The organism is Aliidongia sp. (genome assembly GCF_035943795.1).
In the GTDB taxonomy this organism is placed as follows: domain Bacteria; phylum Pseudomonadota; class Alphaproteobacteria; order ATCC43930; family CGMCC-115725; genus Aliidongia.
In genome coordinates, this window is sequence record NZ_DASZBY010000160.1 from 1 (window position 1) to 2,457 (window position 2,457).

General features: G+C 70.8%; 3 protein-coding genes. 2 read left to right on the top strand and 1 reads right to left on the bottom strand.

What is annotated here, in order from left to right; all coding sequences use genetic code 11:
• Positions 1-50: 50 nt before the first annotated feature.
• Positions 51-851 (bottom strand): hypothetical protein, encoded by an 801-nt coding sequence (locus VGV37_RS30295; RefSeq protein WP_326883613.1) that lies wholly within the window; start codon positions 849-851, stop codon positions 51-53.
• A gap of 114 nt (positions 852-965) precedes the next feature.
• Here VGV37_RS30295 and VGV37_RS30300 point away from each other — a divergent pair, with 114 nt between their 5' ends.
• Both VGV37_RS30300 and VGV37_RS30305 read left to right on the top strand, forming a co-directional pair.
• Positions 966-1,760 carry an IclR family transcriptional regulator gene (locus VGV37_RS30300; protein ID WP_326883614.1) on the top strand — a complete coding sequence of 265 codons (795 nt, stop codon included), beginning with the start codon at positions 966-968 and terminating at the stop codon, positions 1,758-1,760.
• The coding region (locus VGV37_RS30305; RefSeq protein ID WP_326883615.1) for a thiamine pyrophosphate-dependent dehydrogenase E1 component subunit alpha at positions 1,757-2,457 on the top strand (701 nt) is incomplete at its 3' end. The genes VGV37_RS30300 and VGV37_RS30305, both read left to right, overlap by 4 nt.

A 2,457-nucleotide genomic window follows, 5' to 3' on the forward strand; every position in this document is an offset into this window, starting at 1 on the left:
CTGCCGATCGTGCCGGTCGAGGCCCTCAGGGACCTGTGACGCGGCACCGGTTATTCCCCGGCCGCCCAGCGCTCGAGCAGCGGCGTCAGCCGCATGCCCGGCGCCGCCCCCAGCACCGTCGCGGTGCGGTTGGCGCGTGAAATGATGCCATCCTCGAAGGTCGAGCGCGCCTCGCCGATGCGGGCCGAGGCAGCGGAGACGGTCAGGCCGGCGATGCCGCGCGCATCGAGCGCCGGCAACCGGCCGATGCCGGCCTCGTCGATGCCGATGCCGGCATCATTGTAGACGCCGGCGAAACCGTCGACCCGGAGCGCCATTGCCGGGATGCCGCCGACCAGCCCGCCATGGGAGCCGGTCACGACGATCGCGCCGATATCGGCGACCGGATCGACCATGGCCGCGGAATCGATCAGCACGATCGACCGTGCCGGCCGCGCCAGGACCAGCCGGGCCTCGCCACCGTGGGCGACCTCGCCCGAACGATGATCGGCCGACTTCATCCGCTCGGCCGCAGCCGCGCAGGCCATGCCGGGCACGACGCCGAGCGCGGTGGCCGCACCGTTGGCCCGGCTGATCCGGCCACGTGCCCACATGTCGGCGGTGTCGCCGATCCGGGCGCTGTCGTGTGCCACGGCAGCGGCGGCGATGCCGAGCCCGTCCAGCAGCGCCAGCGAGCCGATGCCGGCCTCGCCCCGGCCCAGCCCCGCATCATGGAAGATCGCTGCCCGTACATCCGCTGCTGCCGCGAGCCGGCCGGGGTAGAGGCCGCCGTGGGACCCGGTCACCAGCACCGCGCCCGAAGCATCGGGGCCGAGCTTGGTGACGGTGGGTGCGACGATGATTTCGACCATGGTCATGGCTCCGAGGATTGACGATCTTTCCGAAATCGAGCCTAGTTGATAGCTGATTTTGGAAACGGGGGCGAGCAGACCCGCGGGCCGAAGCTTGGGAAGGAATGCCGCCTGATGCCGGAAACGGCCGTCAAGACCGTCGATCGGATCGCCGCGCTATTGCGCGTGCTGGCAGGCCATGGCGCCGGCGGGGTCAGCCTGACCGAGATCGCCAAGGCCACCGGCTTCGGTCATGCCACGACCCACCGGCTGCTGACCGCGCTGACCGACGTCGGCTTTGCCTTCCAGGATCTGCCGACCAGACAGTACCGCCTGGGCGCGGTCGTCGCCACGCTGGGCCGCGCCGCCCTGCAACAGGACGTGGCCGCGCTGGCCGAGGGCGCGCTCGCCCGCTTGGCCCAGGCGACCGGCGACACGGTTTTCGCTTCGGTCCGCGAGGGCCTGGCGGCGATCTGCATCGGCCGGGCGGTCGGCCATTTCCCGATCCGCACCCTGACGCTCGACGTCGGTGACCGCCGGCCCTTGGGCGTCGGCGCCGGCAGCCTGGCGCTGCTAGCCGCCCTGCCCGACGGCGAGGTCGCGGCGATCCTGAAGCGCAACGCGGAATGGCTGAAGGATTTCAACGGCTTCACCCGGGACGCGCTGATCGGCCTCGTCGCCCGCACCCGCGCCGACGGCTACGCGTTCAATGACGGCCTGATCGTGCCGGCCATGAACGCGATCGCGGTGCCGGTGCGCGACGCCGATGGCCGCCCGCTGTTCGCGCTCAGCCTGGCGGCGATCCGGGACCGCGTGGGCGCCGATCGGCGCGAAGAGCTGGTGACAATATTGAAGAAGGAGGCCGCCGACCTGGAACGGCGCCTGCCACCCCTGGTGGCGGATGGACGGATGGGAGGTCAGAGCCAATGAACGGTCCAGCACCCGGTGACAATCTCGGCCTTGGCCGATTGCGCGCCCACCATCGGATGATGTGGCGGATCCGCGCGTTCGAGGAACAGGCGCTGCGCGGGCTCGACGACAAGGTGGTCCTGGGCGCCATCCATCCCTCGATCGGACAGGAGGCCGTCGCGGCGGGCATCACGTCCCATCTGACCCGCGCGGACATCCTGCTGTCGACCCATCGCGGCCACGGCCATACCTTGGGCAAGGGCGCCGACAGCGAGGCGATGATGCGCGAGCTGCTGGGGCGCGAGGGCGGCAATTGCGGCGGCAAGGGCGGCTCGATGCATATCGCCGATTTCTCGGTCGGCATGCTGGGCGCCAACGGTGTGGTCGCGGCGAACATCGTGATCGCCGCCGGGGCCGCCCATGCCATCAAGCTGAAGCGCGAGCCGCATCTGGTCTGCTGCATCTTCGGCGATGGCGCCATCAACCGCGGGCCGTTCCTGGAAGGGCTGAACTGGGCCGCCGTGTTCCATCTGCCGGTGCTGTTCGTGTGCGAGGATAATGGCTATGCGGCCACGACCCGGACCACGACCATGACGGCGGGCGAGGGTGCCAGCGCGCGCGCCCGCTCGTTCGGCATTCCGGCGATCGAGGTCGACGGCAACGACGTGTTGGCGGTCGATGCCGCCGCCGCCGAACTGACCCAGGCGATCCGCGCCGG